This window comes from Streptomyces sp. NRRL F-5727 (genome assembly GCF_000719555.1).
GTDB lineage: Bacteria > Actinomycetota > Actinomycetes > Streptomycetales > Streptomycetaceae > Streptomyces.
In genome coordinates this window covers 19,293-45,634 of sequence record NZ_JOGX01000014.1, presented here as the reverse complement: position 1 = coordinate 45,634, position 26,342 = coordinate 19,293, and the positions used below count along the sequence as shown (strand labels likewise).

General features: G+C 71.4%; 25 protein-coding genes and 1 riboswitch. Of the genes, 8 read left to right on the top strand and 17 right to left on the bottom strand.

Annotated features, from left to right (window positions below; translation table 11 throughout):
- Positions 1–98: 98 nt before the first annotated feature.
- Positions 99–647: a PadR family transcriptional regulator gene (locus tag IF73_RS0113150; protein WP_031007009.1), complete on the top strand. Its 549-nt coding sequence runs from the start codon at positions 99–101 to the stop codon at positions 645–647.
- On the opposite strand, the gene IF73_RS0113145 is transcribed toward IF73_RS0113150, so the two are convergent.
- The 5 genes from IF73_RS0113145 to IF73_RS0113125 all read right to left on the bottom strand — a co-directional run bounded on the left by IF73_RS0113145 (position 635) and on the right by IF73_RS0113125 (position 6,086).
- Positions 635–1,858 (bottom strand): hypothetical protein, encoded by a 1,224-nt coding sequence (locus IF73_RS0113145; RefSeq protein WP_031007007.1) that lies wholly within the window; start codon positions 1,856–1,858, stop codon positions 635–637. The genes IF73_RS0113150 and IF73_RS0113145 overlap by 13 nt on opposite strands.
- Before the next feature lie 61 nt (positions 1,859–1,919).
- Positions 1,920–2,945, bottom strand: coding sequence for a C40 family peptidase (locus tag IF73_RS0113140; RefSeq protein ID WP_031007005.1), 1,026 nt, complete (start codon positions 2,943–2,945; stop codon positions 1,920–1,922).
- A gap of 187 nt (positions 2,946–3,132) precedes the next feature.
- Positions 3,133–4,179: a C40 family peptidase gene (locus tag IF73_RS0113135; RefSeq protein ID WP_031007002.1), complete on the bottom strand. Its 1,047-nt coding sequence runs from the start codon at positions 4,177–4,179 to the stop codon at positions 3,133–3,135.
- 265 nt (positions 4,180–4,444) lie between these two features.
- On the bottom strand, positions 4,445–5,809 hold the full coding sequence (locus tag IF73_RS0113130) for an NYN domain-containing protein (RefSeq protein WP_031007000.1): 1,365 nt from the start codon (positions 5,807–5,809) through the stop codon (positions 4,445–4,447).
- A gap of 34 nt (positions 5,810–5,843) precedes the next feature.
- Complete coding sequence (locus IF73_RS0113125; RefSeq protein WP_031006997.1) at positions 5,844–6,086, bottom strand: hypothetical protein; 243 nt, start codon at positions 6,084–6,086, stop codon at positions 5,844–5,846.
- Positions 6,087–6,246: 160 nt separating this feature from the next.
- Here IF73_RS0113125 and IF73_RS0113120 point away from each other — a divergent pair, with 160 nt between their 5' ends.
- Both IF73_RS0113120 and IF73_RS0113115 read left to right on the top strand, forming a co-directional pair.
- Positions 6,247–6,981 (top strand): rhomboid family intramembrane serine protease, encoded by a 735-nt coding sequence (locus IF73_RS0113120; protein WP_031006996.1) that lies wholly within the window; start codon positions 6,247–6,249, stop codon positions 6,979–6,981.
- Positions 6,978–7,259, top strand: coding sequence for an Lrp/AsnC family transcriptional regulator (locus IF73_RS0113115; RefSeq protein ID WP_031006995.1), 282 nt, complete (start codon positions 6,978–6,980; stop codon positions 7,257–7,259). Before IF73_RS0113120 ends, IF73_RS0113115 begins: the two co-directional genes overlap by 4 nt.
- A 69-nt stretch (positions 7,260–7,328) precedes the next feature.
- Here IF73_RS0113115 and IF73_RS0113110 read toward each other — a convergent pair whose 3' ends face one another.
- The 6 genes from IF73_RS0113110 to IF73_RS0113085 form a co-directional block, all read right to left on the bottom strand.
- Positions 7,329–8,753: an aminotransferase class V-fold PLP-dependent enzyme gene (locus IF73_RS0113110; protein ID WP_031006993.1), complete on the bottom strand. Its 1,425-nt coding sequence runs from the start codon at positions 8,751–8,753 to the stop codon at positions 7,329–7,331.
- 216 nt (positions 8,754–8,969) lie between these two features.
- Positions 8,970–9,086: riboswitch (SAM riboswitch) on the bottom strand.
- Between the two features lie 85 nt (positions 9,087–9,171).
- The gene (gene trpD / locus IF73_RS0113105) at positions 9,172–10,236 is read right to left on the bottom strand and encodes an anthranilate phosphoribosyltransferase (RefSeq protein ID WP_031006992.1); all 1,065 of its coding nucleotides are present in this window, start codon (positions 10,234–10,236) and stop codon (positions 9,172–9,174) included.
- Between the two features lie 129 nt (positions 10,237–10,365).
- Positions 10,366–11,991, bottom strand: coding sequence for a cytochrome b (locus IF73_RS0113100; RefSeq protein WP_031006991.1), 1,626 nt, complete (start codon positions 11,989–11,991; stop codon positions 10,366–10,368).
- A complete protein-coding gene (locus IF73_RS0113095) occupies positions 11,988–13,040 on the bottom strand; it encodes a Rieske 2Fe-2S domain-containing protein (protein ID WP_031006990.1) in 1,053 nt (350 codons plus the stop codon). The genes IF73_RS0113100 and IF73_RS0113095 overlap by 4 nt, the downstream gene beginning before the upstream one ends.
- Positions 13,037–13,846 (bottom strand): c-type cytochrome, encoded by an 810-nt coding sequence (locus IF73_RS0113090; protein ID WP_031006987.1) that lies wholly within the window; start codon positions 13,844–13,846, stop codon positions 13,037–13,039. The genes IF73_RS0113095 and IF73_RS0113090 overlap by 4 nt, the downstream gene beginning before the upstream one ends.
- A 74-nt stretch (positions 13,847–13,920) precedes the next feature.
- On the bottom strand, positions 13,921–14,541 hold the full coding sequence (locus IF73_RS0113085; RefSeq protein WP_031006986.1) for a cytochrome c oxidase subunit 3: 621 nt from the start codon (positions 14,539–14,541) through the stop codon (positions 13,921–13,923).
- A 202-nt stretch (positions 14,542–14,743) separates the two neighbouring features.
- Between IF73_RS0113085 and IF73_RS0113080 the strand changes: the two genes are divergently transcribed.
- On the top strand, positions 14,744–15,145 hold the full coding sequence (locus IF73_RS0113080) for a hypothetical protein (protein WP_031006984.1): 402 nt from the start codon (positions 14,744–14,746) through the stop codon (positions 15,143–15,145).
- Between the two features lie 148 nt (positions 15,146–15,293).
- Here the strand turns inward: IF73_RS0113080 and IF73_RS0113075 are convergent, their stop codons facing one another.
- From IF73_RS0113075 to coxB, 4 genes are all read right to left on the bottom strand, one after another.
- Positions 15,294–16,547: a L,D-transpeptidase gene (locus IF73_RS0113075; RefSeq protein WP_031006982.1), complete on the bottom strand. Its 1,254-nt coding sequence runs from the start codon at positions 16,545–16,547 to the stop codon at positions 15,294–15,296.
- 112 nt (positions 16,548–16,659) lie between these two features.
- Positions 16,660–17,058 carry a cytochrome c oxidase subunit 4 gene (locus IF73_RS0113070; RefSeq protein WP_031006980.1) on the bottom strand — a complete coding sequence of 133 codons (399 nt, stop codon included), beginning with the start codon at positions 17,056–17,058 and terminating at the stop codon, positions 16,660–16,662.
- On the bottom strand, positions 17,055–18,788 hold the full coding sequence (ctaD, locus tag IF73_RS0113065; protein ID WP_030497553.1) for a cytochrome c oxidase subunit I: 1,734 nt from the start codon (positions 18,786–18,788) through the stop codon (positions 17,055–17,057). The genes IF73_RS0113070 and ctaD overlap by 4 nt, the downstream gene beginning before the upstream one ends.
- Positions 18,785–19,750: a cytochrome c oxidase subunit II gene (coxB, locus tag IF73_RS0113060; RefSeq protein WP_031006978.1), complete on the bottom strand. Its 966-nt coding sequence runs from the start codon at positions 19,748–19,750 to the stop codon at positions 18,785–18,787. The genes ctaD and coxB overlap by 4 nt, the downstream gene beginning before the upstream one ends.
- A gap of 323 nt (positions 19,751–20,073) precedes the next feature.
- On the opposite strand from coxB, the gene IF73_RS0113055 reads away from it, so the two are divergent.
- Positions 20,074–21,456: a cysteine desulfurase/sulfurtransferase TusA family protein gene (locus tag IF73_RS0113055; protein ID WP_031006977.1), complete on the top strand. Its 1,383-nt coding sequence runs from the start codon at positions 20,074–20,076 to the stop codon at positions 21,454–21,456.
- Between the two features lie 156 nt (positions 21,457–21,612).
- Here IF73_RS0113055 and IF73_RS0113050 read toward each other — a convergent pair whose 3' ends face one another.
- Entirely contained in the window at positions 21,613–22,587 is a 975-nt protein-coding gene (locus IF73_RS0113050; protein ID WP_031006975.1) for a carbohydrate kinase family protein, read from the bottom strand.
- Positions 22,588–22,717: 130 nt separating this feature from the next.
- Here IF73_RS0113050 and IF73_RS0113045 point away from each other — a divergent pair, with 130 nt between their 5' ends.
- Positions 22,718–22,924, top strand: coding sequence for a hypothetical protein (locus IF73_RS0113045; protein WP_031006972.1), 207 nt, complete (start codon positions 22,718–22,720; stop codon positions 22,922–22,924).
- A 66-nt stretch (positions 22,925–22,990) separates the two neighbouring features.
- Positions 22,991–24,442 carry a hypothetical protein gene (locus IF73_RS0113040; protein ID WP_031006969.1) on the top strand — a complete coding sequence of 484 codons (1,452 nt, stop codon included), beginning with the start codon at positions 22,991–22,993 and terminating at the stop codon, positions 24,440–24,442.
- 106 nt (positions 24,443–24,548) lie between these two features.
- On the opposite strand, the gene IF73_RS0113035 is transcribed toward IF73_RS0113040, so the two are convergent.
- Positions 24,549–24,905 carry a HesB/IscA family protein gene (locus tag IF73_RS0113035; RefSeq protein ID WP_031006968.1) on the bottom strand — a complete coding sequence of 119 codons (357 nt, stop codon included), beginning with the start codon at positions 24,903–24,905 and terminating at the stop codon, positions 24,549–24,551.
- 235 nt (positions 24,906–25,140) lie between these two features.
- Between IF73_RS0113035 and nadA the strand changes: the two genes are divergently transcribed.
- Complete coding sequence (gene nadA, locus IF73_RS0113030) at positions 25,141–26,322, top strand: quinolinate synthase NadA (RefSeq protein ID WP_031006965.1); 1,182 nt, start codon at positions 25,141–25,143, stop codon at positions 26,320–26,322.
- The last annotated feature ends 20 nt before the right edge of the window (positions 26,323–26,342 follow it).

The window sequence follows — 26,342 nt, the reverse complement described above, 5'->3', positions numbered from 1 at the left end:
AAGCACGCACCTCGAAACGATGTACCTCGATTCGAGGCACCTCGAAAAGAGGTAGCATGCGGCGAGGAGCGAGGACAAGCGCGAGGAGGGGACGGCCGGTGCTGGAACTGTCGATCCTGGGCTTCCTGTACGAGCGACCCCTGCACGGCTACGAGCTGAAGGAGCGCATCCAGGCGCTCAGCGGCCACGTCCGCCCGGTCAGCGACGGCGCCCTCTACCCGGCGATCAACCGCCTGGTCGACAAGGGCCTGGTGGAGAGCCGCACCGAGCCCGGCACCAGCGCCGCCCCCCGCCGCACCCTCTCGCTCACCCCCGGGGGCCGCGCCGCGCTGCTCGCCCGGCTCCGCTCCCCCAAGGACGCCGAGATCACCGACGGCCAGCGCTTCTTCACCGTGCTGACCTTCCTGGGCCTGCTCCCGGACCCGGCCGAGCAGGCCGCCGTCCTGCGCCGCCGGCAGGACTTCCTGCTGACCCCGGCCAGCTTCTTCTACGAGGACGGCGCCCCGGCCACCGTCGAGCGGGAGCCCGACCTCTTCCGCCGCGGCATGCTCCGCATCGCCCGCGCGACCGGCACCGAGGAGAAGGCGTGGCTCGCCGAGGCCCTCGCCGAGCTCGATGCCCGCGCGGCCGGGACTCAGCCGAGCTGATCCCGCAGAGAGGCCCGCCAGGCCGCGGTGAACTCCTCCGGGCTCGTGTCCAGCACCTTCCGCAGGGCGCTCTCCACCGCGCCGTCCCGGCCCGGATGGGCGCCCACCTCCCGGTAGAAGCCGGTGAGCCGCTCCTCGCCCCAGCGGTCGGCGATCATCGCGCAGACCAGCCAGCCGGTCTCGTAGGCCCGGGCCAGCGCCTCGGAGTCGCCGGAGAAGCCGAAGTCGGCGTCCTCCGGCAGGGCGGCCGGCAGCTCCCCGGCCCGCACCGCCCGCCGCAGCTCGGGGGCGCCCTGGGCGGGCGTCCGGCCGGAGCCCCGGTAGGCGGTCCAGTCGGCGAAGCCCTCGGAGAGCCAGACCGGGGTGGACGGCGTGGTGTGGGCGCGGGTGGCGACATGGACGGTCTCGTGGGTGAGGATCAGCTCCCGGCCGAAGTCGCCCAGCACCCCGTACGCCTCCGGATTGACGATCACCCGGTCCGCCGGCGAGGTGGCCCGGCGCTCCGTCTCACCGGTGGTGACGGCCGCTATCCCCCGGTACTGGGAGCCGTCCACCGCGAGCAGTCCGCCCATCGCGTCCAGGGAGGCCGGCACCAGGACGAGCACCCGGCCCGGCCACTCCTCGCTCCACACCGCGTCGACGGCGGGCACCGCCCGGTCGGCGAGCCGGGCGATCTCGGCCAGCCGGTCCCGGTCCTGGCCGACGCCGAGCACCAGCGAGCGGTCGCCGCGCACCGCGGCGACCGGGCCCTGCTCCCAGAGCCGCACCGGGGCGCCCTCGGCGGGCCGCTCCCCGGTCACGTACCAGCGCCCGTCCCGCTCCACCAGCTCCATGACCCGGTCCGCGTCCAGCGGGCCCCGGTCGTACCCCTCGATGCGGTGGCCGCCCTCGACCCGGGCGGTGAGCCGGCCCTCGCCGGTCCGGTCGACCGCGGTGACCCGGTAGCTCCAGCCGGCCAGCGGGACCTCGGCGAGCCGGCGGAACTCGGTCAGGGCCGCCGCCCGGTGGGCGGGGTCCGCGGCGGCGAGCCAGGCGGTCTCGTCGCGGTCGAGGAGGGCCTCGGCGTGCCGGTCGAGCAGGGCCTGGACCTCGCGGAGGGCCGGGTCGGCGGGCCGGGCGGCGGTGGAGCAGCCGACGAGCGCGGCGAGGGCGAGGAGCAGGACGAGCAGCGCTCCCCCCGGCCGTCGTGCGCCGCACCCCTGTTCCACCACGCCCCCGATCGTACGGAAGGGTGACGGGGTCACGCCTCCCGGAGCGGCGGGGCGGCCGGGGTCAGAGCCGGGTCACCGTCACGTGGGACATCATGTTCACCGGGTCGTAGCGGACCCGCGCGCCCGGGTAGGGGGCGTGGATGACCTGCCCGTTTCCGGCGTAGATGCCGACGTGGCTGGCGTCGCCGCGGTAGGTGACGAGGTCGCCGGGCTGCGCCTGCGAGAGCGGCACCTGCCGGCCGGCGTACCGCTGGGCGGCCGAGGTGCGCGGCAGGCTGATCCCAGCCTGCTGGTACGACCAGACCATCAGCCCCGAGCAGTCGAAGGCCGAGGGGCCGGTCGCGCCCCAGACGTACGGCTTGCCGACGGCGCTGCGGGCGGCCATCACGGCGGCGGCGCCGCGCGAGTCGGCCGGGCCGAGGTCGGCGGCCGGCGGCAGCTCCTCGCCGGGGCCCGCGGCGCGTCCGCCGGAGCGGGACGCCCGCTCGTAGTCGGCGCGCTCGGCGGCGGTGAGCGAGGCGAGGACCCGGCGGGCCTCGGCGAGCTTCCGCTCCACCGACCGCTTGTGGCGGGCCACCTCGGCGCGGCTGCGCTCCAGTTCGCCGAGGGCGGTACGGGCCTCGGCGCGCTCCTGGTCGAGCCGGCGGCGCTCCCGCTGCAGCTCGGTGAGGGCGGCGCTCTGCCGCGCGGTGACCCGGTCGAGGGCGGACGCCCGGTCGAGGTAGCTGTCCGGGTCGGAGGAGAGCAGCAGGACGAGGGTGGGGTCGAGGCCGCCGGAGCGGTACTGGGCGCCGGCCAGCGCGCCGAGCGCGCCCCGCATCCGGTTGATGCGCTCCTGGCCGCGGGCCAGGCTGTCCTGGGCCTGGGCGACCTTGCGGCGCAGGGCGTCGGCCTTCTCGTCCGCCTGGTTGTAGCCCTCGGCGGCGCGTTCGGCCTCCTCGTAGAGGCGGTCGACCTTGGCGCGGGTGGCCTCGGTGCCGGCGCCCGGGTCGGCGGTCGCGGGGACGGCGCCGAAGGAGGCCGCCGCGGTGGCCGCGGCGGCTGCGGTCAGGACGGTGACCCGGGCGGGTCGGCGGTGGGAGGCCACGGCTCGCGCTCTCCGTTCGGCTCGTGCGGACTGGCGCCGCAGACAGTAGCCGCTCCCCCGGTCGCGTCCAACGAAGCCACCGGGCACACAAAATGACGCCCCGCCGGAGATCACAAGGTCACCGGCGGGGCGTCAGGTCAGCTCGGGGTGCGGCGAACCACCCGTTCGGGCGGCATGGCCGGGCGGGTCAGCCGCCGACGCGGACACCGAACTGGAACGTGCCCATGTAGTTCATCGACTCGTAGCGGACCACGGCGCCCGGCTTCGGGGCGTGCAGGATCGTGTTGTTGCCCGCGTACAGGCCGACGTGCGACAGGCCGTTGAAGAAGACCAGGTCGCCCGGCCGGAGCTGGCTGCGGCCGATCTTCACGCCGTCGTTCTGCTGGGTGTACGTGGTGCGGGTCAGCGTGGCGCCGGCCTGGCGGTAGGCCCACATGGTCAGACCGGAGCAGTCGTACGCGTTGGGGCCCTCGGCGCCGGAGACGTACGGCTTGCCGACCTGGGTGGCGGCGGCGGAGAGGGCCGCGGCGCCCAGGCCGCTGGCCGGGGCCTCGTTGCCGAGGTCGAGGCGGGGGGCGGCGGCGCGGGAGGCGCGCTCGGCCTCGGCCTGCTCCTGCTGCTGGATGCGGGCGCGCTCCGCGGCGGTGAGCGTGTTGAGCAGCTTGCGGGCCTCGGCGAGCTTGCCCTGGATCTTCTTCTTCTTCTCGCCGAGGGTCTTGCGGACGTCCTCCAGGTCGGCGAGCTTCGCGGTCGCCTCGGCGCGCTCCTGGGCGAGGGCGCGCTGCTTGTCCTGGATGGTGGCGAGGACGTCGGCCTGCTGGTCGGTGACCCGACCGATCGCGGACGCCTTGTCGAGGTAGTCGTCCGGGTCCGAGGAGAGGAAGAGCTGGAGCGCCGGGTCGATGCCGCCGGACCGGTACTGGGCGCTGGCGACCGAACCGATCTGGTCCCGGAGGGTGTTCAGCTCCTGCTGACCACGCGCCACCCGGTCCTGGATCTGGCCGATCTCCTTCTGCAGCTTGCCGCGGCGCTCCTCGGCCAGGCTGTGCTGCTCCGTGGCCTCTTCGGCCTCATGGTAGAGCTTGTCGACCTTCGACTTGACCTCGTCGATCTTCGGCTTGGGGGCCGCCTGGGCTCCGGTCTGGGCGGAGAGCGCGACGGCGGCGGCCGCGGTCGCGGTGAGCACGGTCACACGGGTGCGGCTCGGCTGCTTGGGTCGACGGTGGGACGCCACGAAGGCGAGCTCCTTCTTCCTCGAGCCGCCCGGCCGGTCAGGGGCAGGCGGTTCCTCCACGGATCGCCCGGGTGGGTGATCAACCGCGCGAAGGTTCGAGGCTCGACCCTAGTGACCAAGTTGTGATCAGTTCAAATCCCGATGGCAAAAATCTCGCCCACGCACCACTTTATTTACACGCATCGCACTGCCGGTGACGGGCACTTGACGGTGCGCCATCCATAAATCGGGCATAGAACCCAAGAGTTGCGACCCGGGCGAGTCGTTACGAGAGCCGCGAAAGGCGCTTGAGGAGCAGAGCCGACGCCACCGGCCGCGCACCGGCCTTGGCGACGCCGTCCGCGACCTCGCGGTCGGTGGAGACCACCACGACCGGCCGGCCCGGCGGCTCCGCCCGGACCAGCTGACGGATCAACTCGTCGGCCGTGACACCGGGCTTGGAGAAGAGCACCCGCACCCCGCGCGGCGGCGCGAGCAGCACCGGCGCGGCCAGCTCGGCCCCGTCGAAGACACAGGTGACCTCGGCGCCCGAGCGGGCCGCGAGCGCGGAGAGCCCGCCCAGCAGCCGCAGCCGCTGCTTCTCCAGCGGCATCGTCGGGTAGCCGGTCTTGGTGACGTTGTAGCCGTCGACGACGAGATGGGTCTGCGGCAGCGTCAACAGCTGGTCCAGCAGGGCAGGATCGGTCTCCGACAGCGCGCGGGTCGCGATGTCCTTCGGCGACATCCGCCCCGGCTCCACGGCGTCCACGGTGTCCGCGGGGTGCACCGACACCGGCGGCAGGGCCAGTTCGCGCCGCAGCCCCTGGGCCGCGTCGAGGACGGTGTCGAGCAGCAGCCGCAGCCGCATGTCCTCCACCGAACGCCCCTCGCGGGCCGCCCGGCGGCTCGCCTCCAGGGCCGCCTCGACCTCGCCGAGCCGGGCCCTGAGCCGCCGCGCCTCGCTCTCCGCGGCGGACACCTGCGCCGCCGACTCCGCGCGGGCGGCCTCGCTCTCCGCCTGGACGCGGCGCAGCGCGGCCTCGCCCCGCTTCACGTCGCTCTGCGCGCTGCGCAGCTTGCGGTGAAGCGATTCGGCTTCCTTGCGGGCGGCCTCCAGGTCGTGCCGGAGCTGCTCGGTCTCGCCCCGGGTCCGTTCCCGGGCGGCGGCAAGCTCCTCGCGGAGCCGCTCCAGCTCGCGCCGGCCCGCCTCGTCGGCGCGTTCGGCGTCGGCCCGCTGGACCTCCTCGCCGGCGGCGGCCACCAGCTTGACCCAGCCCGGGGGGCGGAGCACGTACGCCGCCGCGGCCACGTCGACGGGGTCGGCGGCGGCGGGCGGGGTGCCGGTCTCGACGGCCTCGGCCAGCTCGGGCTGGGTCTGCCGGAACCGCTCGCCGATCCGCTGCCGGAAGAGCGGATCGCCCTCCAGCGCGGCGGCCATCGCGTTGCCCGCGAACTTGGCACGCCGGCTGGCGGTGAAGCGGGCGTACTGACGCAGGGGGGCGGGCAGCTCGGCGACGGTCAGGCCGCCGAAGGCGTCGGCGACCAGCGCGATCACCCGCCGCCGTACCCCCTCCGGCAGGGGATGGTCGAGCGTCTCGGCAGCGTCACCCGCCGCGCCGGCCGGTTCGTCACCGTGCGCGGACTGCTCCACGATCCGTCACCCCTACTGTCGTCGGCGCCGTCCGTCAGGACTCGACGCCCGGCTTGTCCACGAGTTCGATCTGGTCCACCGCGTTGCACCAGCGGCAGCGGACCGACTCGATGGTCTCACTGAGCACCTCGCGCTCCTCGACCTTGGGCTCCCCGGCCAGGTCCAGATGGACGTACTCGACGACCTTGGAGGAGCGCGTCACGTCGAAGCGGGTCAGGTTGCCGCAGAGGGTGCAGCGCCAGCGGGTCTCGTCGGTCGGCAGGGGAACCGTCGTCATGGTTGCCGTCCTTCTTCCTGTCGTGGTGTACCAGGTACGGGAGCCGCGGTGCGCCGTCGGACTGCGGTGCTCGATCCCGTAACCCTACGGCCTCACCGGAGGGCGCCCGGCCCGGCGAGGCACTCTGTCCACTTCGTCCCTTCTGGGCCATGATCTGTCCATGATCGACTGGCGAGGCACGGCCCTGGGCGCCTGCCGGGGCGTCCGTACCGGACCCGCGGTGACCTACGCACTGATCGCCGCCTGCTGTCTCCTCTTCATTGTCAGCCCGGTCTCCGGACTGAACCCGGTGTACGGCACCGGGGACGAGGTGCTCGCGGCGCAGAGCGCGTACTTCCGGCGGTGGGGGGTGGTGCCGGCCGAGCTCATGCGGGGCGATCCGGGCGCCCTGCTCACCCCCTTCACCGCCCTCTTCGTGCACGGCGGCTGGCTCCATCTGCTCGGCAACATGCTCTTCCTCTGGGTCTTCGGGGCGATGGCGGAGGAGCGGATGGGGCACGTCGAGTTCGCCCTCTTCTACCTGGGCACCGGCTACGTGGCCCTGCTCGGGTACGCCATGGCGCACGCGGACAGCGAGCAGACCCTGGTCGGCGCCTCGGGGGCGATCTCCGCGGTGCTCGGGGCCTTCCTCTTCCTCTTCCCCCGCTCCCGGGTGACCAGCCTCTTCCCCTTCCTCTTCTTCCTGCCGCTGCGCTTCCCGGCCTGGGCGGTGCTGGTCTTCTGGTTCACGCTCCAGTGGATGGCCGCGCGGGCCGCGGGCGCGGGCCCGGGGGTCGCCTATCTGGCCCACGTCGTGGGCTTCTCGGTCGGCTTCCTCTACGCCTGGGTGCGGTTCCGGGGTGGGGATAGAGTGAAAACCCCAGCAGCGGCGACCGAGGGAGACAGCCAGCCGTGATCACCGCGATCGTCCTCATCAAGACCAGCGTGGACCGCATCCCCGAGATCGCGGAGTCGATCGCCGCGCTCGACAACGTCAGCGAGGTCTTCTCGGTGACCGGTACGTACGACCTCATCGCGATGGTCCGGGTGCCGCGCCACGACGACCTGGCGGAGGTCATCCCCGGCCGGATCAGCAAGATCCCGGGCGTCGAGGCCACGGACACGCACGTCGCCTTCCGCACCTACTCGCAGCACGACCTGGAGGCGGCCTTCGCCATCGGTCTGGAGTCCTGAGCCCGGACGCGCGGCATGGGTGAAGGGGCCTCCCGACCGGGAGGCCCCTTCACCCGTACGAGTGAGCGATCAGCCGCGGTCGGGGACGCAGCGGCCGTCCTCGGTGCGGTACTTCCACTGGGCTCCGTCGCGGACGAGCTCCTTCACGGCGCCGACGAACCGCTCGACGTGCTCGTCCGGCGTACCGGCGCCGAAGCTCACCCGGATGGCGTTGAGGGACCGCTCCCCCGGCTTCGCCTCGGGCGCGCCGCACTCGCCCGGGTCCTGGGCGTCCGAGCCGAGCAGGGTGCGGACCAGCGGGTGGGCGCAGAAGAGGCCGTCGCGGACGCCGATGCCGTACTCGGCGGAGAGGGCGGCGGCGAAGTGGGAGCTGTTCCAGCCGTCGACGACGAAGGAGATGACGCCGACGCGCGGGGCGTCGTCCCCGAACAGGGAGAGCACCTTCACCTCGGGCACGGCCGCGAGGCCCTCCCGGACCTTCTCGATCAGGTACCGCTCGCGGGCGACGAGCGTGTCGAAGCCGGCCTCGGTGAGCGCCTTGCAGGCGGAGGCGATGGAGTAGACCCCGATGACGTTCGGGGAGCCGGCCTCGTGGCGGGCCGCGGTGGTGTGCCACTCGACGTCCACGCCGCCGGCTCCCTCCCCGCTGACGCGCCGGGCCACCGTACGGGAGGCACCGCCGCCGGCCAGGTAGGGCTCGGCGGCCTGGAGCCAGTCGGCGCGGCCGGCGAGGACGCCGGAGCCGAAGGGCGCGTACAGCTTGTGCCCGGAGAAGGCGACCCAGTCCACGTCCAGGTCCTTCACCGACACCGGGTGGTGCGGGGCGAGCTGGGCGGCGTCGAGGACGATCCGGGCGCCGTGCGCGTGGGCGGCGGCGGCCAGTTCGCGCACCGGCCACAGCTCGCCGGTGACGTTGGAGGCGCCGGTGACGCAGACCAGGGCCGGGCCGTGGGGCTCGCGGTCGGCGAGGGCCCGCTCCAGGGTCTCGACGGCCTGCGCCGGGGTGCGGGGCGCGTCGAGGTACGTCACCCGGGCGTCCCGCCAGGGCAGCAGGGAGGCGTGGTGCTCGGTCTCGAAGACGAAGACCTGGCAGTCGGCGGGGACCGCCTGGGCGAGCAGGTTGAGCGAGTCGGTGGTGGAGCGGGTGAAGACGACCTGGTCGCCGTCGCGGCAGTCGAGGAAGGCGGCGACGGTGGCGCGGCTCTGCTCGAAGAGGTCGGTGGAGAGCTGGGAGAGGTAGCCGGCGCCGCGGTGGACGCTGCCGTAGTACGGGGCGTAGGCGGCCACGTCGTCCCAGACCCGCTGGAGGGCGGGGGCGCTGGCGGCGTAGTCGAGGGCCGCGTAGGTGACCTCGCCGCCGGTGACGAGCGGGACGGTGACGTCGCGGCCGAGGACGGGCAGCGGGCCGGTGCAGCAGGCGTCGGAGTCGGCGGCGGGGGCGGTCTCGACGGCGGTCTCGACGGCGGTGGCGGCGGCGTTCGGGCGTGCGGACATGGCGGTATCTCCCGGCGGGGCGAGGCGAGTGGCGTGAGTGGACCCGCAGGAGGCAGCGCGAATCGGCGTACCGCGTACGGGTGTTGACCTCGACGGGCGGCGCTGATGAAGAAGGGTGGCCGCACGGAGGTGGGAAGAAGGGGCCGGAGGCCCTAGCGCATTCGCTTGCTCACGAGACCGCTCCCTCGAGGACCAGGACCCCAGGGATGGCGCAGGGGTCCGCGCTTGCCGAGGACCTTGCTGTCCACGGCCTGGTCTTCACCCGGGGCACCCCGCCACGGACGGAGGGTTGCCGGACAGCCAGCCGGGGCTTGAGGGCTGTCACTCATGACCTGTCGCCGAACGTATGCCACCGCTCGCGGTCCGCGCAACCCCGTCCGCATTCCGGAACGGGGTCGCGCGGGCCGCGCGGTGGACCTCAGGCGTTGCTGGCGGCGATCCAGCGGTCCAGGGCCGCGGCGGCGGCACCGGAGTCGATCGACGCGGCGGCCCGCGCCATCCCGGCCCGCAGCTGCTCCGCGAGGGTGCCCTCGCCGGGCTCCAGGGCGGTGAGCGCCGCCGCCGCGTTGAGCAGCACCGCGTCCCGTACCGGTCCGGTCTCGCCGGCCAGCAGCCGGCGGGCGACGTCGGCGTTGTACGAGGCGTCGGCGCCGCGCAGCGCCTCCAGGGGCGCGTAGGCGATCCCGACGTCCTTCGGGTCGAAGACCTCCTCGCGGACGGAGCCGTCGCGGACCACCCAGACCCGGGAGGTGCCGGTGATGGTCAGCTCGTCCAGGCCGTCGTCGCCGCGGAAGACCAGGGCGGAGTTGCCGCGCTCGGCGAACACCCCGGCGACGATCGGCGCCATCCTCGGGTCGGCGACGCCGACGGCCTGGGCCTTCACCCGGGCGGGGTTGGTGAGCGGGCCGAGCACGTTGAAGGTGGTGCGGATGCCGAGCTGACCGCGGGCGGGGGCGACGTGCCGCAGCGAGGGGTGGAACTTCACCGCGAAGCAGATGGTGATGCCGGCCTCCTCGGCGACCTCGGCGACCCGCTGCGGGGTGAGGCCGAGGTTGATGCCGAGCTTCTCCAGGACGTCGGAGGAGCCCGAGGCGGAGGACGCGGCCCGGTTGCCGTGCTTGACGACCTTGGTGCCGGTGCCGGCGACGACGATCGAGGCCATCGTGGAGATGTTGACGGTCTTGGCGCCGTCGCCGCCGGTGCCGACGATGTCGACGGCCGGTCCCGGCACCTCGATCGTGTTGGCGTGCGCGTACATCGTCCGGACGAGCCCGCTGATCTCCTCGACGGTCTCGCCCTTGGCGCGCAGCGCCACCATGAAGCCGGCGATCTGGGCGTCGGTCGCCTCGCCGCTCATGATCAGGTCCATCGCCCAGGCCGTGTCGTCGGCGGACAGGTCCCGCCCGTCCAGGAGGCCGTTCAGGAGGGCGGGCCAGGAGCGGCCCGCCGTGGTCGGTCCTCCAGCGGGGGTCACAGCGCTCATGGCAGCTCCTGATGATCGTGGGTCGGACACGGGGTCCAGCCTAGCGATCCCCGGGTACGGCAAAGAGCCCCGTCCATCGAATGGACGGGGCTCTCGCCGTGGCGACCTACGTCAGGAGGTCAGGAGGGATCAGTGGTGGCCGTGGCCGCTCTGGATCTCCTTGTACTCCTCCTGGGTGGGCTTGGCGACCTGGTTGTCGTCGCCGTAGTAGCCCTTGTTGAGCTTGACCCGGAGCTTCTCCATCGCGCCGATCTTCCGCTGGACGCCGTTCTCGTCGACGGCCGGCGGCAGCTCGGCGGGCGCGTACTGCTCGTGCGCGGTGAGCTTGTACAGCTCGCCCTGGCTGAGCGGCTCGTGGACCTCGACGAACTCACCGTGCGGCAGGCGCTTGATGATGCCGGACTCGCGCCCGTGCAGCACCTTGTCCCTGTCCCGGCGCTGGAGGCCGAGGCAGATCCGCTTGGTGACGATGAACGCGATGACCGGGCCGGCGAAGAAGAAGATCCGCACGAACCAGGTGATCGAGTTGATCGACAGGTGGAAGTGGGTCGCCCAGAGGTCGTTTCCACCACCGACGAGCATGATCATGTACGCGGTGATCCAGGCGACACCGAAGGCGGTGCGCGTCGGAGCGTTGCGCGGGCGCTGCGCGATGTGGTGCTCGCGCTTGTCGCCGGTGATCCAGGACTCGATGAACGGGTAGACCGCGATGGCCGCGAGGACCGCCGGGAAGATCGCCAGCGGGATCATCACGCCGAGGACCAGCGTGTGGCCCCACAGGTTGATCTCCCAGCCCGGCATGACACGGATCAGACCCTCGGCGAAGCCCATGTACCAGTCGGGCTGGGCGCCGGTGGACACCTGGTCCGGGCGGTACGGGCCGAGCGCCCAGATCGGGTTGATCGAGGCGACCGCCGCGATGATCGCGATGACACCGAAGACCAGGAAGAAGAAGCCTCCGGCCTTCGCCATGTACACGGGCAGCAGCGGCATGCCGACGACGTTCTTGTTCGTCCGGCCGGGGCCCTCGAAGTGCGTGTGCTTGTGGACGAACACCAGGATCAGGTGCGCGACCACCAGGCCCAGCATGATGCCGGGGAGCAGCAGCACGTGCGCCGAGTAGAACCGGGCCACGAAGTCGCCGCCGGGGAACTCGCCGCCGAAGAGGAACATCGACAGGTAGGTGCCGACGATCGGCACCGACAGGATCGCGCCCTGCATGAAGCGGACACCGGTGCCGGAGAGCAGGTCGTCCGGGAGCGAGTAACCGGTGAAGCCGGTGAACATGCCCAGGAAGAACAGCAGGAAGCCGAACAGCCAGTTGATCTCACGCGGCTTGCGGAAGGCGCCGGTGAAGAAGACGCGCATCATGTGCACGAACATGCCGGCGAGGAAGATCAGCGCCGCCCAGTGGTGGATCTGCCGGATGAGCAGACCACCGCGCACCTCGAAGGAGATGTGCATGGTCGAGTTGAACGCCTCGGACATCAGCTGTCCCTGGAGCGGGACGTACGGGCCGGCGTACTCCACCTCGTTCATCGACGGGTGGAAGAACATCGTCAGGTAGACGCCCGTCAGGATGATGATGAGGAAGCTGTAGAGGCAGATCTCGCCCAGCATGAAGGACCAGTGGTCCGGGAAGATCTTCCGCATGTTGGCCTTGGCCAGCGTGTAGATCCCCAGGCGGCCGTCGGCCCAGTCGGCGACCCGCTCACCGGCGGGGGCCTTCTTCTGCGTGTTGGTCACAGTGCTCATCCGCGCTCCCAGAATGCGGGACCGACGGGCTCGTCGAAGTCGCCGTGCGCTTCGAGGAAGCCCTTGTCGTTCACGCCGATCCGCAGCTGCGGGAGGGCGTGACCGGCCGGGCCGAAGATGACTCGGGCGCCGTCGGACAGGTCGAAGGTGGACTGGTGGCACGGGCAGAGCACGTGGTGCGTCTGCTGCTCGTACAGCGAGATCGGGCAGCCGACGTGGGTGCAGATCTTCGAGAAGGCGACGATGCCGTCGTGCGACCACTCGAGCTCGCGCTTGTCCTTGATGTCCTCCGGCTGGATGCGGACGATCATCAGGGCGGCCTTGGCGATCTGCACCTGGAAGTCGTGGTCGTGCTCCGAGAGGCCCTCGGGCATCGCGAAGGTCAGCGAACCGACGGCGACGTCCTCGGGGCGCAGCGGCTCGTGCGTGTTCATGTTGATGAGCAGCTTGCCCTTGGCCCACAGCGTCGTGCGGAGCTTCTTCTCGGGCAGCGGACCCATGTCGCGCAGCAGCATCACGCCGGAGAGCGGCACCAGGGCCAGCGCGCCGAAGAGCGTGTTGCGGATGAGCTTGCGGCGGCCGAAGCCGGACTCGGCGGCACCGGCCGCGAAGTCCGCCATGACCTTCGCCTTGACCTCGGGCGAGGCCGCGATCGGGTGACGCTCGTCCGCGATCTCGACGTCGGACATCAGGGTGCGGGCCCAGTGGACCGCGCCCGCGCCGATGAAGAAGAGGGCGAGGCCGAGCGTCCAGCCGAGCGCGAAGTTGAGCGCGGACACGTGGCCGAAGGGCCAGATGTACACGATCTTGTCGACCGGGAAGATCACGTACGAGGCGATGAAGCCGATGGTGGCCAGCATCGACAGCACGAACATGAAGGCGACGGCGCGCTCGGAGCGCCGGGCGGCCTTCTCGTCGATGTCCTGGACACGCGGCTTGTGGGGCGGAAGGCCCGGGTCGGCGAACGGGTTGTCCGCGACCTTCACCGCGCCGTGCGCGGTGTCCTGCCCTGCCGGCAGGTTCTCTTCAGGAATCTCTTGGGTACTCATGACTTCTTGGCCTTAGCGGTGTGGGCCGCGACCCAGATGGCAACTGCGATCAGCCCGCCCAGGCCGAAGACCCAGGCGAACAGGCCCTCGGAGACGGGGCCGAGGCCGCCGAGCGCCAGACCGCCCGGGCTGGGGGTCTCGTCGCCGTTGACTGCCTGGACGTACGCGATGATGTCCTTCTTCTCCTTCTCCGGCATGGTCGTGTCCGGGAAGGACGGCATGTTCTGCGGGCCGGTCTGCATGGCCTCGTAGAGGTGCTTCGGGCTGACGCCGTCGAGGGGCGGGGCGTACTTGCCGTGGGTCAGCGCGCCGCCCTCACCGGTGAAGTTGTGGCACTGCGCGCAGTTGGTGCGGAACAGCTCGCCACCCTTGGCGATGTCGGCGCCCTCGGGGCTGTACTCGCCCTCCTTGGGCGTGATCGGGCCGGCACCGAGGGAGGCGACGTACGCCGCGAGCTGATCGATCTCAGCCTGCGTGTAGATGACCTTCTTCCTCGGGACCTGGGCACCCGGCTGCTGCGCCGGCATACGGCCGGTGCCGACCTGGAAGTCGACGGCCGCGGAGCCGACGCCGACCAGGGACGGGCCGTCAGAGGTGCCCTGACCGCCGGTTCCGTGGCAGCTGGCGCAGCCGACGGAGTAGAGCTTCTTGCCCTCCTCGATGGCGAGGGACTGGGCGGTTTCATCGGCCTTCGCCGTGCCCGCGGGCGCGAACGCGGCGTACAGCCCCCCCGTGGCCGCCAGCGCGAGAAGTAGGACGACGACCGCCGCCAGCGGATGGCGTCGTCGTGCGGAGAGCTTTTTCACGGATTACCCCGGTGTCAGGATCTTCTGCGTCGATGCTTGCTGGATGTCGGTCCGCCGCGATGGGCGGTGACCGACTACTTGATCATGTAGATCGTGGCGAAGAGGCCGATCCAGACGACATCGACGAAGTGCCAGTAGTAGGACACGACGATGGCGGCGGTTGCCTGCTCGTGAGTGAACCTCTTGGCGGCGTACGTCCGGCCGAGGACCAGCAGGAAGGCGATGAGACCGCCCGTCACGTGCAGGCCGTGGAAGCCGGTGGTCAGGTAGAACACCGTGCCGTAGGGGTCCGACGAGAGCGAGAGGCCCTCGTGCTTGACCAGCTCGGTGTACTCCAGGACCTGGCCGCCGATGAAGATCGCACCCATCACGAACGTGATGATGAACCACGTCCGGAGCTTCTTCACGTCGCCCCGCTCGGCGGCGAAGACGCCGAGCTGGCAGGTCAGGGAGGAGAGCACCAGGATCGTGGTGTTGGTCGCCGAGAACGGGAAGTTCAAGGCCGCGGCCTTTTCTGCCCAGAAGTCGGGACCGGTCACCGATCGCAGGGTGAAGTACATCGCGAAGAGGGCCGCGAAGAACATCAGCTCGGAACTCAGCCAGATGATGGTTCCGACGCTGGTGAGGTTCGGTCGATTGACCGACGGGTGCGCGTGCCCGGTTTCTACTGTCGTTACTGTCGCCACGACCGACATTATGTCGGTCGCTTATCCCGCCCTCACTCCGGGGGGTGCCGTTCGGAGTGTCAGAGGGGTGTGTCCTGCCCGAACGGCCCATCACCAGGCCCTCCCGGCACCCTTCGAACAGGTGTTGAACGGGTGTTGACGGGGTGTGGAGCGGAGTAGCATCCCGCGCACCGGTCGAGGACGACCGGCCCGCCTTCCGGACGGAGGAACGATGCAGTCGAGTGCCACGGTCCTGGTCTACAGCGACGACGCGAACACCCGGGAGCAGGTCCGGCTCGCCGCCGGGCGGCGGCCCGCGGCGGACGTGCCCCCGGTGGAGTTCGTGGAGTGCGCCACGCTCCCGGCCGTGCTGAAGCGGCTCGACGAGGGCGGAATCGACGTCTGCGTGCTGGACGGCGAGGCCGTCCCGGCGGGCGGCATGGGCGTCTGCCGGCAGATCAAGGACGAGATCTTCCGCTGCCCGCCGGTGCTGCTGCTGATCGGCCGCCCGCAGGACGCCTGGCTGGCCACCTGGAGCCGCGCGGACGCCGCGGTCACCCTTCCGGTGGAACCGGTCGAGTTCGCGGCGTCCCTGGCGACCCTGCTGCGCGCGCGGCTGTCGATCGACGCGTAGCCCTGCGGGGGCTGCAGCGCCGGGCGAGTGAGCCGAAGGGGCGCGACGGCGTCGAGACGGCGAGCGCGCGCAGGCCCGACGAAGGAGGGCCGAGCACGGTCGTCGTCCCGACACCGTCACCGAGCGCCCCGGAGGCGAACCGAGCCCTCTAAAGAGACGGCCGGAGGCGGGCTTTGGCGTCTTCGGTGGCCGTGGGGTCGCCCTTCTCGGCCACCAGGGCGCTGCCCCGGCGCCACTTGTCCCAGGACAGGTTCCAGTCGCCGAAGCCGTTGCCGAAGGTGTCCATCATGTCGCCGTAGCTGTTGACGGTCTTCACGATGTCGCCGGGGCGGACGGTCTCGTAGAACCAGGCGGCGTTGCCGGTGGACATGCCCACGCAGCCGTGGCTGACGTTGGCGACGCCCTGGGAGCCGACGGACCAGGGGGCGGCGTGCACGTACTCGCCGCTCCAGGTGACCCGGGTGGCGTAGTACACCGGCAGGTCGTACGACTCCGAGCTGCCCTCGGAGATGCCGATGCTGGTGCCGCGCATCCGGACGTAGTACTCCTTGCCGAGCACCACCTTGATCCCGTTACGGGTGGAGAAGCCCGGTTTCCCGGTGGTCACCGGAATGGTGTTGATCACTTCTCCGTTCCGCCGCACCGTCATGTAGTGGGTCTCCGCGTCCGCGACGGCCTCGATCCGGTCGCCGATCTTCAGCCGGAGCGGCTTGGACGGGCCGCCGTAGAGCTTGTCGCCGACGCGGAGGCCGTCCAGGTTGCCGGTGACGGAGACGAGCGTGCCGGCCGGCCAGTACTCCTTGGGCCGGAAGTGCAGCTTCTTGTCGTCCACCCAGTACCAGGAGCCCTCGACGGCGGGCGTGGAGCGGACCTTGAGGGCCCGTTCGACGACGGCGCGCGCGGCCCGGTCCTTCACCGGGAGGCTGAGGTCGGCGGTGATCGGCTGCCCGACGCCGTACGTGCCCGCCTCCGGCCCGAAGGTGACGGTCAGGGCCCTTTTGGCCGGGGCCGTCTCGAACGTGTACGTACGGGCGCCAGGGGCCCCGTCCTCGTCCTCCGTCGCCACTCTGACGGTGTAACGGGTGCCGGCGGCCAGGGAGCCCGTGGAGCGCCAGGTGCGCCCGTCCGCGGTCAGTTCGCCCGCCAGGTGCCGGCCGGCCGCGTCGGTGGCGGTGACGTCGGTGATCCGCCCGTCGTCGCCCTTGGCGGTGATCTCCAGCGGCTTCGCGGGGTCCAGCCGGGTGCCGTCGGCGGCCGCGAAGGCGATCTGGTCGGCCGCGTCGTACGGGCTCGCCGACAGCGGGTGCCCGTCCGGGCCCGCGCACGCCGTCGCGCCCGCGGTGACGGTGAGGGCCAGCAGGGTGCAGCTCAGAACAGTCCGAATGCGCGGCGTGTCGTTCATGACCTCACGCTAAGGACTGTTCCGCGCGCGGGCGCGCCGAGCGCGGCAAAAGAGGGGCCCGGCCGCTTCGCGTACGAAGTGACCGGGCCCCTCGGGGTGTTACGGGGTCCTGCTACTGGTTCTGGTTCTCACCGCGGTAGAACTCGAAGACCCAGCCCCAGATGCCGACGAGGATCAGCGGGGCGGAGAAGTACATGATCCACCAGCCCATCGCGATCGAGAGGAACGCGAGGGCACCGCCGAGGGCCAGCGAGAGCGGCTGCCAGCTGTGGGGGGCGAAGAAGCCCACCTCGCCGGCCTCGTCCGCGACGTCGGCCTCCTTGTCGTCCTGCGCCATCGCGTCGACCCGCTTGGCCGTGAAGGCCAGGTAGTAGCCGATCATGATGGCCAGGCCGAAGGCCAGGAAGAGCGCCGTCGTGCCGACCGGCTCCTTGGACCAGACGCCGTACAGGATCGCCATGGCAAGGATGAAGACGCTCAGCCAGATGAACATCTTGCCCTGGATCTTCACTTGCCGGCCTCCTTGCTGCCCGTGAGGGCCGCGGCCTCGTGCGGCTTGTTCTCCAGCTGGTCGACAGCCGCGATCTCAGGGTGGTGCAGGTCGAACGCCGGGGATTCGGAACGGATCCGCGGCAGGGTGAGGAAGTTGTGCCGCGGCGGCGGGCAGGACGTCGCCCACTCGAGCGAACGGCCGTAGCCCCACGGGTCGTCGACCTCGATCTTCTTGCCGTACTTGGCGGTCTTCCACACGTTGTAGAAGAACGGCAGCATCGACAGGCCGAGCAGGAACGACGAGATCGTCGAGATCGTGTTCAGCGCGGTGAAGCCGTCGGCGTCCAGGTAGTCCGCGTAACGACGCGGCATGCCCTCGGCACCGAGCCAGTGCTGCACCAGGAAGGTGCCGTGGAAGCCCACGAACAGCGTCCAGAACGTGATCTTGCCGAGGCGCTCGTCGAGCATCTTGCCGGTGAACTTCGGCCACCAGAAGTGGAAGCCGGAGAACATCGCGAAGACGACGGTGCCGAAGATGACGTAGTGGAAGTGCGCCACGACGAAGTACGAGTCGGAGACGTGGAAGTCCATCGGGGGCGAGGCCAGGATGACGCCGGTCAGACCACCGAAGGTGAAGGTGATCAGGAAGCCGACGGCCCAGAGCATCGGGGTCTCGAAGGACAGCGAGCCCTTCCACATCGTTCCGATCCAGTTGAAGAACTTCACGCCGGTCGGTACGGCGATGAGGAACGTCATGAAGGAGAAGAACGGGAGGAGCACGCCACCGGTGACGTACATGTGGTGCGCCCACACGGTCACGGACAGACCGGCGATCGCGATGGTCGCGGCCACCAGACCGATGTAGCCGAACATCGGCTTACGGCTGAAGACCGGGATGACCTCGGAGATGATGCCGAAGAACGGCAGGGCGATGATGTACACCTCTGGGTGTCCGAAGAACCAGAAGAGGTGCTGCCAGAGCAGTGCGCCGCCGTTGGCCGCGTCGAAGACGTGGGCACCGAACTTGCGGTCCGCCTCCAGGGCGAAGAGCGCCGCCGCCAGGACCGGGAAGGCGAGCAGGACCAGGACACCGGTCAGCAGCACGTTCCAGGTGAAGATCGGCATGCGGAACATCGTCATGCCCGGAGCGCGCATGCAGATGATCGTGGTGATGAAGTTGACCGAGCCGAGGATCGTGCCGAAGCCGGAGAAGGCCAGACCCATGATCCACATGTCGGCGCCGACACCCGGCGAGCGGACGGCGTCCGACAGCGGGGAGTAGGCGAACCAGCCGAAGTCGGCCGCACCCTGCGGGGTGAGGAAGCCGGCCACCGCGATGATCGAGCCGAAGAGGTACAGCCAGTACGCGAACATGTTCAGCCGCGGGAACGCCACGTCGGGCGCGCCGATCTGCAGCGGCATGATCCAGTTGGCGAAACCGGCGAACAGCGGCGTCGCGAACATCAGCAGCATGATCGTGCCGTGCATCGTGAACGCCTGGTTGAACTGCTCGTTCGACATGATCTGCGTGCCCGGACGGGCCAGCTCGGCGCGCATGAAGAGCGCCATCAGGCCGCCGATGATGAAGAACACGAACGAGGTGACCAGGTACATCGTACCGATGGTCTTGTGGTCGGTGGTGGTCAGCCACTTCACCACCACATTGCCGGGCTGCTTGCGGCGGACGGGCAGCTCGTTCTCGTACGAGTCCTCAGCCGCGGCACCCTTGGTTTCGTTGGGGATGCTCACAGTTGGTTCTTCTCCGCGTTCCTGGCCGGGTCCGTCTGCTCGATGCCGGACGGAATGTAGCCGGTCTGGCCCTTCTCAGCCAGCTCCTTCAGGTGCGCCTGGTAGCGCTCCGGGGAGACCACCTTGACGTTGAAGAGCATCCGGGAGTGGTCGACACCGCACAGCTCGGCGCACTTGCCGAGGAAGGTGCCCTCCTGGGTCGGGGTCACCTCGAAGACGTTGGTGTGGCCCGGGATGACGTCCTGCTTGAAGAGGAACGGCACCACCCAGAAGGAGTGGATGACGTCACGCGAGGTCAGGACGAACCGGACCTTCTCGCCCTTCGGCAGCCACAGGGTCGGGCCCGGGTTGCCGGTCTGCGGGTTCCGGTCACCGGGGATGCCGGCGTCGTAGACGCCGCCCGCGTTGGCCGGGAACGCGTCCAGGTACTTGTCCGGGATCGACGCGAGGTTCTCGTCCTTCTTCGCGTCACCCTCGACGCCGGGGACGTCCTCGATGTAGTTGAAGCCCCAGCTCCACTGGTAGCCGACCACGTTGATGGTGTGGGCCGGCTTCGGGGAGAGCTCGAGGAGCTTCGACTCGTCGCGCGCGGTGAAGTAGAAGAGCACCGAGACGATGATGAGGGGGGTGACCGTGTACAGCGCCTCGATGGGCATGTTGTAGCGGGTCTGCGGAGGTACCTCGACCTTGGTCCTGCTGCGCCGGTGGAAGATGGTCGCCCACAGGATGAGGCCCCACACCAGGATGCCGGTGAGGAGCGCGGCGGCCCAGGAGCCCTGCCACAGGGAGAGGATCCGAGGCGCCTCTTCCGTGACGGGGGTGGGCATGCCAAGGCGGGGGAAGTCTTCCCAGTTGTACGAGCAGCCGGTGGCTGTCGCCAGGATCAGGCCCGCAGTCAGCACCTGCGGCAGCTTCCGCCGCATCGGGCGCCGCGACGAGCGGTCGGAGCCGTTGGGACTCACGTAGCGCCTTCCCGAGAGTCTCGGCCCGCGTTTGGTCGGCCACGGCCGTCCGTCTCGCTGGTCGGTCGCCGCCCCGGCCGCGGGCAGGGGTTTGGATGTTTATGCGGACCAAACCCTACTGGACGCTATTTGGGGTCGCGCGGGGAGGGTGCCCAACGCGCCGTCCGAGTCCCCGAAGGGGTGGACCGCGGGGTTCCGGGGAGTCGCCGGAGGCGCCCGTTCGGGGGTCTGGCGGCCGGTGGCGGCGGTCTTCTGACGGGCGCTCACCCGGGGCCGCGGGCGCCGCGCGCCGCCCGGCGGGGACGGGGGCCTACCGTGGGTGGATGCCGTACTTCGACGCCGCGTCCGCCGCCCCCCTGCACCCCGTCGCCCGTCAGGCGCTGCTCGCCGCCCTCGACGAGGGGTGGGCCGACCCGGCCCGGCTCTACCGGGAGGGCCGGCGGGCCCGTCGGCTGCTCGACGCCGCGCGGGAGGCCGCGGCGGAGGCGGTGGGCTGTCGTCCCGACGAACTCGTCTTCACTCCTTCGGGGACGCGCGCGGTCCACTCGGGCGTGTCGGGGGCGCTCGCCGGGCGCCGGCGGGTGGGCGGCCGGCTGGTCGTCTCGGCCGTCGAGCACTCCTCGGTGCTGCACGCGGGCGAGGCGCACGCGGCGGCCGGCGGGACGGTGACGGAGGTACCGGTCGGGCGGACCGGCGCGGTGGACCCGGAGGTCTTCGCGGCCGAGCTCGGCGAGGGGGTCGCGCTGGCCTGCCTCCAGTCGGCCAACCACGAGGTGGGCACGGAGCAGCCGGTCGCCGAGGTCGCGGCGGCCTGCCGGACGGCCGGGGTGCCGCTGCTCGTGGACGCGGCCCAGTCGCTGGGCTGGGGGCCGGTGCCGGAGGGCTGGTCGCTGCTGGCCGCGAGCGCGCACAAGTGGGGCGGGCCGGCGGGGGTCGGGCTGCTCGCGGTGCGGAAGGGGGTGCGGTTCGCGCCGCAAGGCCCGTCCGACGAGCGGGAGTCGGGCCGCGCGCCCGGCTTCGAGAACCTGCCGGCGATCGTCGCGGCGGCGGCCTCGCTGCGGGCGGTCCGGGCCGAGGCGGCGGCGGAGGGCGCCCGGCTGCGGGGCCTCGTGGACCGGATCCGGGCGCGGGTGCCGGAGCTGGTGCCGGACGTGGAGGTGGTGGGCGATCCGGTGCGGCGGCTCCCCCACGTCGTCACCTTCTCCTGTCTGTACGTCGACGGGGAGACGCTGCTGTCGGAGCTGGACCGGGAGGGATTCTCCGTTTCGTCCGGTTCGTCGTGCACCAGCTCGACGCTGACGCCCAGCCATGTGCTGCGCGCGATGGGGGTGCTGAGCGAGGGGAACGTCCGCATCTCGCTGCCGGCCGGCACGGAGCCGGCCGACGTCGACCGCTTCCTGGCGGTGCTGCCGGGGGTCGTGGCGTCGGTACGGGACCGGCTGGGCGCGCCGGCCGCGCCCGCCCCCGCGCCGGCCGGGGGCGACCTGGTGGTCGACGCGCGCGGGAAGCGGTGCCCGATCCCGGTCATCGAGCTGGCGAAGGTGTTCGGGTCGGTGCGGGTGGGGGGGACGGTGACGGTGCTCTCGGACGACGAGGCGGCGCGGCTGGACATTCCGGCGTGGTGCGAGATGCGGGGCCAGGAGTACGTGGGCGAGTCGCCCGCGGCCGACGGGGGCCACGCGTACGTGGTCCGCCGCACCTCATAGGCCGCGCGCCGCGCCCGGCTGAGCCCCGTCCCTTCTGTGGGCTGCGCCCGGCTGGGCCCCGTTGTGGGCAGGCGTTCCGCCCTTGCGGAACGCCTGCCCACACGGGAGGTGCGGCGAACGGGCCCCGTCCGGAAGCCGGGCCCGGGCCGGTCGGGGTCAGGAGAGGTGGGTGTGGACCTGGGTGGCCGCTTCCTCGCCGTACGCCTTGGTGAAGCGCTCCATGAAGTTGGCGCGGCGGAGCGTGTACTCCTGCGTGCCCAGCGTCTCGATGACCAGCGTCGCCAGCATGCAGCCGACCTGCGCCGCCCGCTCCAGGCCGACGCCCCACGAGAGGCCCGTGAGGAAGCCCGCGCGGAAGGCGTCGCCGACGCCGGTGGGGTCGACCTTGGCCTCCTCCTCGGGGCAGGCGACCTCGATCGCCGGCTCGCCCGCGCGCTCGATGCGGACGCCGCGCGAGCCGAGCGTGGTGACGCGGTGGCCGACGCGGGACAGGATCTCCTCGTCGGTCCAGCCGGTCTTCGACTCGATGAGGCCCTTCTCGTACTCGTTGGAGAAGAGGTAGGTGGCGCCGTCGAGGAGGAGACGGATCTCCTCGCCGTTCATGCGCGCGATCTGCTGGGAGAAGTCGGCGGCGAAGGGGATCGACCGGGCCTTGCACTCCTCGGTGTGGCGCAGCATCGCCTCGGGGTCGTCGGCGCCGATGAGGACGAGGTCGAGGCCGCCGACGCGGTCGGCGACGGCCTTGAGCTCGATGAGGCGGGCCTCGCTCATGGCGCCGGTGTAGAAGGACCCGATCTGGTTGTGGTCCTTGTCCGTGGTGCAGACGAAGCGCGCGGTGTGCAGGACCTCGGAGATGCGGACCGAGCCGGTGTCGACGCCGTGGCGGTCGAGCCAGGCGCGGTACTCGTCGAAGTCGTAGCCGGCCGCGCCGACGAGGATCGGGCTGCCGCCGAGCTGGCCCATGCCGAAGCAGATGTTGGGGCCGACGCCGCCGCGGCGGACGTCGAGGTTGTCCACCAGGAAGGAGAGGGACACCGTGTGCAGCTGGTCGGCCACCAGCTGGTCGGCGAACCGGCCGGGGAAGGTCATGAGGTGGTCGGTGGCGATGGAGCCGGTGACTGCGATACGCACGGCTGGGCGCTCCTGCGGGTGAAGGGTGATGACTATCAACGGTATCCGGTGACGGGGCCGCTGCCGAACAGCGGAAACTACCCCAGAGTAGGGCTTTTCTCCGGAGGCGGGTGGTGCATACGGTGCGGCCATGACCACGTACCCCGCTCCCCGCGAGCGCCACGAGTCCGAACTGAGCCTCGCCGAGCTGCGCGGCGCCAGTGCCCGGATGGTCCCGCACTGGGTGACGCCGGCCGGTCCGGCGCCCGCCCCGGTCTCCCCCGCCTCGATCCACGGGGTGGTCGTCCCGGACGCCTCGGCGCGGCTGATCGCCGCCACCGCCGAGTACGGCGGCTGACGGACGGAACCGACCGCGCCCCCGCCCCGTCCCACCGGTGTCCGATCGACACGAGGGAGCGTTGCGGTGAGCGGTACGGAGAGCGGACACGGCCGGCGGACCGCGCTCGTCGTCACGGTGGCGGCGGGTGTGCTGCTGGCCGGTGGCGGCGGGTTGTATCTGACCGCCTCGGGTGACGAGGGGGCGGACACCGCCTCGCGGGCGGCCGCGGGTGCGCCCGCGCCGCCGCCCCTGCGGCTCGGGGGCGGGAGCGGCGGTACGGGCCCGGACGCGGGGATCGCGCCGGGCGAACCCGACCCGGGCGGCGGCCCGAGCGGGACGGTCTACAGAGCCGAGGGCCCACTCCCCCAAGGGCCCTCGTCGGCCGCGGTCCACCGGCCGGCGGGCCTGGTCACCTCGGAGGAGGTGGCCAGGCTGGCCGCGGCGCTCGGGGTCGAGGGGCGTCCGGCGCTGGTCGGCGACGTGTGGACGATCCGCCCCGAGAAGGACGGTCGGGGGCCGCGCCTCGACGTCGCGCGGCAGGCGCCGGGGAGCTGGACGTACTCCTGGTACGACGGCGGCCCGGCGGGCGACACCTGCCTGAAGGGCAAGGGCTGCCCGCCGCCGGGCGAGGTGAAGCCGCCGGCCGGGGGCACCCCGGTGAGCGAGGCGGCGGCGCGGGCGGCGGCCGCCCCGGTGCTGAAGGCGCTGGGGCAGGACGACGCCAAGGTGTCGGCGACGCAGGTGATGAACGGCTCGGTGCGGGTGGTGAACGCCGATCCGGTGGTCGGCGGGCTGCCGACGTACGGCTGGTCGACGGGACTGCACATCGGTCCGGACGGGCGGCCGGTGGCGGGCAGCGGGACGCTGAAGGAGCCGGCGAAGGGCGAGACGTACCCGGTGGTGTCGGCGGAGCGGGCGCTGGCGCGGCTGAACGAGGAGTCGAAGGGCACGGGCCCGATCGGCATCGGCGGCTGTGCGACGGATCCGCCGGCCGGTGAGCCGGAGGGCGGGTCCGGGAAGGACGCGCCCTGCCAGACGATCGTGGACATGGCCCCGCCGCGCGAGGTGCCGGTGACGGGCGCGGTGCTCGGGCTCGCCGCCACGGAGACCGAGGACGGGCGGATGCTCGTGCCGACGTGGCTGTTCACGGCCGATCCGGCGGACTCGGCGCCGTACACGGTGACCTCGACGGCGGTGGCGCCGGAGTATCTGGTGCCGCCGGCGAAGCCGTCCCCGGAGCCGACGCCCGACCCGGGCGACGGCGCGGCGCCGGTGCGGCGGATCGACTCGTTCACCGTCGAGCCGGACGGGCGGACGCTGGCGGTGACCTTCTGGGGCGGGGTGTGCGGCACGTACACGGCGCACGCCGTCGAGGACCCGCGGCAGGTGCGGGTGCGGATCGAGGAGAAGACGGATCCGGAGCGGGTCTGCATCCTGGTCGCCAAGGAGATCACCGTGAAGGTGACGCTGGAGGCGCCGCTGGGCGACCGGCCGGTGGTGGACGCGGCGAGCGACGAGGCCGTGCCGCGCCGGTAGGAGCGGCGCCGGGAGCCGTACACGCGGCAGGGCGGTGGTCCGGGAGGTCGGTCTCCCGGACCACCGCCCTGGTCTTGGTGCGGTGCCGCTTTCAGCCGAGCGAGATCTAGCTGAACGAGTCGCCGCAGGCGCAGGAGCCGGTGGCGTTCGGGTTGTCGATCGTGAAGCCCTGCTTCTCGATGGTGTCGACGAAGTCGATGGAGGCGCCGCCCAGGTAGGGGGCGCTCATGCGGTCGGTGACGACCTTGACACCGTCGAAGTCCTTGACGACGTCACCGTCGAGCGAGCGCTCGTCGAAGAACAGCTGGTAGCGCAGGCCGGAGCAGCCGCCGGGCTGGACGGCGACGCGCAGCGCCAGGTCGTCGCGACCCTCCTGCTCCAGCAGCGCCCTGACCTTGGCCGCGGCGGCGTCGGTGACGATGATGCCGTCGGTGACGGTGCCGGTCTCGTCCGATACGGACATCTACATCTCTCCCGGGTTGTACGGAGACTGCTTGCCGACGGTGCAAACCGACGGTGTCCCGGATTCATTCCGGGTCGGGTGGGATTTCCCTCCTTCATGCTCGCACATGCCGCCCGCGGACGCGGAGGGCGAATTCGTCACATCGACACTATGGACATCGTCAGAATGACGTGAAGGGGTTATGATAGATAGCGTCATTTAGACGAAAAGGTTCCCCGAAGAAAGGGTGCGTGACGTGACCACCGCCCAGACCCCCCTGGACGTCCAGCCGACGCCGCTCGCCCTGCTGCTGCTCGGCCGCGAGGCCGACCCCAAGAGCGAGCGCGGCGTGGAGTGTCCCGGCGATCTGCCGTCGCCCTCCGACCCCGACCTGGTGGAGCGCGCCCGCGCGGCCAAGGAGAAGCTCGGGGACAAGGTCTTCGTCCTCGGCCACCACTACCAGCGTGACGAGGTCATCCAGTTCGCCGACGTCACCGGCGACTCCTTCAAGCTCGCGCGGGACGCCGCCGCCAAGCCGGAGGCCGAGTACATCGTCTTCTGCGGCGTGCACTTCATGGCCGAGTCGGCCGACATCCTCACCGGTGACGACCAGAAGGTCGTCCTGCCGGACCTCGCGGCCGGCTGCTCGATGGCCGACATGGCCACCGCCGAGCAGGTCGCCGAGTGCTGGGACGTGCTGACCGAGGCCGGGATCGCCGAGCAGGTGGTGCCCGTCTCGTACATGAACTCCTCGGCCGACATCAAGGCGTTCACCGGCAAGCACGGCGGCACGATCTGCACCTCGTCCAACGCCGAGCGGGCCCTGAACTGGGCCTTCGAGCAGGGCGAGAAGGTGCTCTTCCTGCCGGACCAGCACCTGGGCCGCAACACCGCCGTCCGCGACATGGGCATGTCCCTGGACGACTGCGTGGTCTACAACCCGCACAAGCCGAACGGCGGGCTCACCGTCGAGCAGCTGCGCGCCGCGAAGATGATCCTGTGGCGGGGTCACTGCTCGGTGCACGGCCGCTTCTCGCTGGAGTCGGTCGAGGACGTGCGCGCCCGGATCCCCGGCGTGAACGTGCTGGTCCACCCGGAGTGCCGGCACGAGGTCGTCGCCGCCGCGGACTACGTGGGCTCGACCGAGTACATCATCAACACCCTGGAGGCGGCCCCGGCCGGCTCGAAGTGGGCCATCGGCACGGAGCTGAACCTCGTCCGCCGACTGGCGAATCGTTACGCCGACCAGGGCAAGGAGATCGTCTTCCTCGACAAGACGGTCTGCTTCTGCTCGACCATGAACCGGATCGACCTGCCGCACCTGGTGTGGGCGCTGGAGTCGCTGGCCGAGGGGAACCTCGTCAACCGGATCGAGGTCGACAAGGAGACGGAGGCGTTCGCGAAGCTGGCGCTGGAGCGGATGCTGGCGCTGCCGTAGCGGTGAGGCGGTACCGCCGT

Coding starts and splice junctions, on each gene's coding strand:
- IF73_RS0113125 (WP_031006997.1), bottom strand. CDS start 6,086: ATGACGACGGTTCCCCTGCCGACCGACGAGACCCGCTGGCGCTGCACC.
- IF73_RS0113120 (WP_031006996.1), top strand. CDS start 6,247: ATGATCGACTGGCGAGGCACGGCCCTGGGCGCCTGCCGGGGCGTCCGT.
- IF73_RS0113110 (WP_031006993.1), bottom strand. CDS start 8,753: ATGTCCGCACGCCCGAACGCCGCCGCCACCGCCGTCGAGACCGCCGTC.
- trpD (WP_031006992.1), bottom strand. CDS start 10,236: ATGAGCGCTGTGACCCCCGCTGGAGGACCGACCACGGCGGGCCGCTCC.
- IF73_RS0113100 (WP_031006991.1), bottom strand. CDS start 11,991: ATGAGCACTGTGACCAACACGCAGAAGAAGGCCCCCGCCGGTGAGCGG.
- IF73_RS0113095 (WP_031006990.1), bottom strand. CDS start 13,040: ATGAGTACCCAAGAGATTCCTGAAGAGAACCTGCCGGCAGGGCAGGAC.
- IF73_RS0113085 (WP_031006986.1), bottom strand. CDS start 14,541: ATGTCGGTCGTGGCGACAGTAACGACAGTAGAAACCGGGCACGCGCAC.
- IF73_RS0113080 (WP_031006984.1), top strand. CDS start 14,744: ATGCAGTCGAGTGCCACGGTCCTGGTCTACAGCGACGACGCGAACACC.
- IF73_RS0113075 (WP_031006982.1), bottom strand. CDS start 16,547: ATGAACGACACGCCGCGCATTCGGACTGTTCTGAGCTGCACCCTGCTG.
- IF73_RS0113055 (WP_031006977.1), top strand. CDS start 20,074: ATGCCGTACTTCGACGCCGCGTCCGCCGCCCCCCTGCACCCCGTCGCC.
- IF73_RS0113045 (WP_031006972.1), top strand. CDS start 22,718: ATGACCACGTACCCCGCTCCCCGCGAGCGCCACGAGTCCGAACTGAGC.
- IF73_RS0113035 (WP_031006968.1), bottom strand. CDS start 24,905: ATGTCCGTATCGGACGAGACCGGCACCGTCACCGACGGCATCATCGTC.